The organism is Micromonospora sp. BS32, from assembly GCF_059089345.1.
In genome coordinates this window covers 1-4,329 of sequence record NZ_JBSSHR010000042.1, presented here as the reverse complement: position 1 = coordinate 4,329, position 4,329 = coordinate 1, and the positions used below count along the sequence as shown (strand labels likewise).

Below are 4,329 nucleotides of genomic sequence, written 5' to 3'. Positions count from 1 at the left end.
ACACGAGTGAGGCGGGGTGAGGGGGGAGGGAGGGGGAGGGGGTTAGTGGCGGAGGGCGGCCTGGCGTTCGGCGGTGGCCTTCATGCGGGCGGCACGGTCGATGTCGGACTGCTGGACGGCGGCGACGGAGCCGAAGACGCTGACGGCCTCGTAGTACGTCCAGGCGAGGCTGTAGCAGGCCGGCCGGACCACGTAGTTGTAGGTGGCGCAGACCCGCTTCAGGTCGGCGTAGAAGGCGCTGTCCAGCCGGGACTTGTTGGCGGAGAACTGGCCCATCGCCTTGTAGTTGCGGTAGCCGAAGTCGTGCCGGTAGCAGGAGAGGCTGAAGTTGAACCCGAGCGGATTGTCCGGGCTCGACGAGCAGTAGTCAGTCGACCAGTCGAAGGCGTACTCCGACCAGGCGGCCTTGTTGAGCCGGCCGGCGTTCCAGGCGTTGTAGCTGGTGGCGCTGGTCTGTGTCCAGCTGGAGAGCACGCTGAGCTTCTGCTCGGTGCTCACCGCGGCGGACGCGGGCGAGGCGACACCGAGCGCGGTGAGCAGCGCGAACGTGCCGGAGACGAGGACGGTGGCGAGGCGTCGGGACACGGTTACCTCCGCGGGGATGTGCGGTACGGCGGGTCACCGGCAGGTCACCGGATGTCGATCAGTTTCGATCAATCCCGGGGCGGTGGGTGGGTATCCTCGCTAACTATTGATGACATACGTCGAAACAGACGAATGGCCCGGGCGGTCACCGCCCGGGCCGCTCGCCTCTTCCGTCAGCGGACCACCCGGGCCGGGCTGGCCGGGCTCTCGTTCGACAGCCGGTCCAGCGCGGTCACCAGGTAGGTGTAGGTCGCCCCCGGTGCGGCGGTGGTGTCCACCCAGGACTGCACGTCCTCACCCGAGCCGCGGACCGTGTCCACCAGGTGCGCGGCGTCGGCGAGGCCGCAGGCGTCCACCGGGCCGTCGGAGTCGAAACGGTAGACCGCGTACGAGGTGGCGTCGCCGAACGGGCCGCGCCCGTCGGCCGGCTGCCGCCAGCTCAGCCGTACCCCGTCAACGGTCCGCTCCGCCTCGGTGACCACCGGGGCGAGCAGCGGCCGGGCCGGCAGGTGCGGCATCGCCGGCACCAGCGCCGGGCGCGAGTAGTGCTCGGCGGCGTAGATGTCGGTGGCGCCGAGCCGGTTGGCCTTCACCTGCACCGCCGAGAAGTGCACGTTGCCGAGCACCTCCGGGTACGACCGGTTGAGCGTCAGGTGGTCCGACAGCTCGCGCGGGTTCTGCCAGTACGGCCCGTACGCCGGCTCGCCGCTCTTGTAGTCGGCCTGCCCGATGTAGAGCTGCACCCGGGTGCCGCGCACCTGCTCGGCCCACCACGGCACCAGCCGGGCGTAGTCGGCGGCCGGGTACTGGCCGATGTACCAGTAGAGCTGCGGCACCACGTAGTCGATCCACTCCTGCTTGATCCAGGTGCGGGTGTCGGCGGAGATGATGTCGTACGACTGCGAGCCGGTGGTGTCCGAGCCGGCCGGGTCGGCCGAGGCGTTACGCCAGATGCCGAACGGGCTGACCCCGAACTTCACCCACGGCTTGGCCGCCTTGATCTTCTCGCCCATCTCCCGGACCAGCAGGTTGATGTTGTCCCGCCGCCAGTCCGCCTTGTTCGTGAAACCCCGGTTGTGCTGGGCGAACGTGGCGTCGTCCGGCACCTGGTGGGTGCCGCTCGGGTAGGGGTAGAAGTAGTCGTCGAAGTGCACGCCGTCGATGTCGTACCGCTGGACCGCGTCCAGCATCGCGGTCTGGACGAATGCGCGGACCTCGGGGATGCCGGGGTTGTAGTAGAGCCGGCTGCCGGCGACCCCGGCCGGCGGGTAGGCGAAAACCCAGTCCGGGTGCTGCCGGGCCGGGTGGTCCGGCGCCAGCTTGGCGAGGTCGGCGCCGGCGCCGCCGGGGGCCGGCATGGAGACGCGGTACGGGTTGAACCAGGCGTGGAACTCCAGGTTCCGCTGGTGCGCCTCCGCGACGAGGAAGGCCAGCGGGTCCCAGCCCGGATCCTGGCCGCGCACCCCGGTCAGGTACTCCGACCACGGCTCGTACGGCGACGGCCAGAACGCGTCGGCGGTCGGGCGGACCTGGACCACGACGGCGTTGTGGTTCAGTTTCTGTGCCAGGTCGAGCCAGCCCCGGTACTCCGCCTGCTGGGCGGCGATCCGGTCGGGCGCGGTCTGCGAGGCTTTGCTGGGCCAGTCGATGTTGACCACCGACGAGATCCACATCGCCCGGAACTGGCGCTTGGGGGTGGCCGGGTCGGTGACGCAGGTGGTGGTGGAGTCGGCCGGGTCTGGGGCGGCGCTGGCGGGGGTGGCGGTGGCGAGCGCGCCGAGCATCGCCACGGCCAGCCCGGCGGCGCCGAGCCGAGTTGCCTTCATGCGGTGTGTCCCTTCGTCGGTGCTCCGGGGATCGCGGCCGCCTCGGCAACATTCGCCGCTGGCAATCCGCCGCTGGTAAGAAATTTTCACACCGTACGGGGTCTGCGCAAGGGTCTGAGCTGGATGTCCGGATACCGCCGCCGCTCGATGGTCGGCGACGGGCGTCACAGTGCGCACAGTGACCGGCCCCACACAACCGGTCGACGCCCGGTTGGTGTGACTAGTGACGGTTGGCGAGGGTCCGTCCTGGGTAGCATCGCCGATCGCCGGCCGCTACCAGGGTGGTCGTCAGCTGGGGAGGGGTGAGGCGCGGTGTCCGTACTGCGTACGAAACCGATCAAGGACGTGATAGCCCAAGGCGAGGCCGACGGCAGCGACGGCCAGCTCGGGCTGAAGCGCCACCTCGGCGCGCGGGACCTCACCGGCTTCGGCATCGGCATCGTGATCGGTACCGGCATCTTCACCCTGACCGGCATCGAGGCGCGGGACAGCGCCGGGCCGGGCGTGGTGATCTCCTTCGGCATCGCCGGCGTCGTCGCCCTGCTCGCCGCGCTCTGCTACGCCGAGCTGGCATCCAGCGTGCCGACCGCCGGCAGCGCCTACACCTACGCGTACGCGACCATGGGCGAGATCGTCGCCTGGATCATCGGCTGGGACCTGCTGCTGGAGTTCGCCCTCGGCGCGGCGGTGGTCGCCCGGGGGTGGTCCGGCTATCTCGCCGAACTCTTCGGCCTGCCCACCACCTGGTTCGGGGAGGAGGGGAGCATCGTCAACCTCGGCGCGATCGGCATCGTGCTGCTGCTCGGCGTCGTGGCGACCGTGGGCATCCGCGAATCCGCCCGGGTGACCAACCTGCTGGTGCTGGTCAAGGTCGCCATCTGCGCCTTCGTCGTGATCGCCGGCCTGTTCTTCGTGAAGGCCGCCAACCTCACCCCGTTCATCCCGCCGGCCGAGCCCGCGGGCGCCGGTGACGACGGCATCAAGCAGCCGGTCACCCAGGCCATCTTCGGGCTGGAGCCCTCGGTCTTCGGCTTCGCCGGGGTGCTCAGCGCCGCCGCGGTGGTCTTCTTCGCGTACACCGGCTTCGAGGCGGTGGCGAACCTCGGCGAGGAGACCCGCCGCCCCAAGCGCGACCTCACCCTCGGTCTGCTCGGCACCCTGCTGATCTCCACCGTGCTGTACATCGGCGTCTCGCTGGTCGTGGTCGGCATGGTCCCGTACACCGAGATCGACCGGGGCGCCCCGATCGCGTCCGCCTTCAACGCGGTCGGCGCCGGCTGGGCCGGGGTGCTGGTCTCCATCGCCGCCGTCGCCGGCCTGACCAGCGTCATCCTGGTCGACCTCGTGGCTATGGGCAGGATCGGCTTCGCCATCTCCCGGGACGGCCTGATCCCGCCGTCGATCGCCAAGGTGCACCCGCGCTGGGGCACGCCGTACCGGATCTCGATTGTCATGACGATCGCGGTGGCGCTGCTCGCCGGTTTCCTGCCGCTGTCGGCCCTGGCCGACCTGGTCAGCATCGGCGCGCTCTGCGCCTTCGTCATCGTCTCGATCGCGGTGCCGATCCTGCGCCGCAAGCGCCCCGACCTGGACCGGCCGTTCAAGGTGCCGTTCTCCCCGGTGCTGCCGATCGTCTCCGCGCTGGCCTGCTTCTACCTCATGCTCAACCTGTCGGTGGAGACCTGGATCCGGTTTCTGATCTGGATGCTGCTCGGCGCGATCATCTACTTCGGCTACGGCTACCGCCGCAACCGCCTGGCCCAGCACCAGCCGGCTGTCGCCCCCACCCCCCGCGCCCCCACCCCGCACAGCTGACCCCACTCCACCCCACGAGGGGCCTCGTTCATGGAAAGAGTGGCTGTCCGACGCGGAACAGCCACTCTTTCCGTGAAAGTGCGCCCGGGGTGGGGGTCAGGGG

3 protein-coding genes are annotated in these 4,329 nt (G+C 70.1%); 1 reads left to right on the top strand and 2 read right to left on the bottom strand.

Annotation, left to right across the window (positions count from 1 at the left end):
* Window positions 1-42: 42 nt before the first annotated feature.
* Together AC5RWQ_RS30065 and AC5RWQ_RS30060 are read right to left on the bottom strand one after the other, a co-directional pair.
* Complete coding sequence (locus AC5RWQ_RS30065; protein WP_494285977.1) at window positions 43-585, bottom strand: phospholipase; 543 nt, start codon at window positions 583-585, stop codon at window positions 43-45.
* A gap of 173 nt (window positions 586-758) precedes the next feature.
* Window positions 759-2,411 carry a glycoside hydrolase family 10-like protein gene (locus tag AC5RWQ_RS30060; RefSeq protein WP_494285976.1) on the bottom strand — a complete coding sequence of 551 codons (1,653 nt, stop codon included), beginning with the start codon at window positions 2,409-2,411 and terminating at the stop codon, window positions 759-761.
* A gap of 312 nt (window positions 2,412-2,723) precedes the next feature.
* Between AC5RWQ_RS30060 and AC5RWQ_RS30055 the strand changes: the two genes are divergently transcribed.
* Complete coding sequence (locus tag AC5RWQ_RS30055; protein ID WP_494285975.1) at window positions 2,724-4,226, top strand: amino acid permease; 1,503 nt, start codon at window positions 2,724-2,726, stop codon at window positions 4,224-4,226.
* Window positions 4,227-4,329: the final 103 nt, after the last annotated feature.